This is a genomic window from Clostridioides sp. ZZV15-6598, from assembly GCF_020657705.1.
GTDB lineage: Bacteria > Bacillota > Clostridia > Peptostreptococcales > Peptostreptococcaceae > Clostridioides > Clostridioides difficile_F.
The window spans coordinates 1-465 of sequence record NZ_JAGWCS010000327.1 but is presented as its reverse complement, the minus strand read 5'-3'; the positions used below and the strand labels follow the sequence as shown (position 1 = coordinate 465).

The following is a 465-nucleotide window of genomic DNA, read 5'->3' as shown; positions in this document are numbered from 1 at the left end:
TTGAAAATATAATTAAAAGAATGTTAGATAGTGTACCAGATACTCTTGATAAAAGAGAAGGGTCTATAATATATAATGCTCTTGCTCCTGTTGCTATAGAACTTACAGAAACATATATCGCCATGGATGAATTACTAGAGCAAACCTTCGTAGATACTGCTAGTTATTATTATTTAGAGAAGAGATGCAAAGAAAGAGGAATTACACCACTTGAAGCAACTAATACGATTGCGAAAGGAGTATTTAACATAGATATTCCTATTGATTCACGTTTTAATTTAGGAGAATACAATTATATTGCAACTGAAAGAATTAGTGAAGGAATATATAAGATGAAATGCGAAACTTCTGGACCTATTTTTGAACTTGGTCAGTTGATTCCCATTGAATATATAGACAAATTAGAAACTGCTGAATTAACAGAAATACTGATAAATGGAGAAGATGAAGAATCAGAAGACAGTC

1 protein-coding gene is annotated in these 465 nt (G+C 31.2%); it reads left to right on the top strand.

Features of this window, described 5'->3' with window-relative positions; translation table 11 throughout:
- Nucleotides 1-465, top strand: a 465-nt coding sequence (locus KGF50_RS21870) for a baseplate J/gp47 family protein (protein ID WP_227849994.1), incomplete at both ends; no start/stop codon positions are given.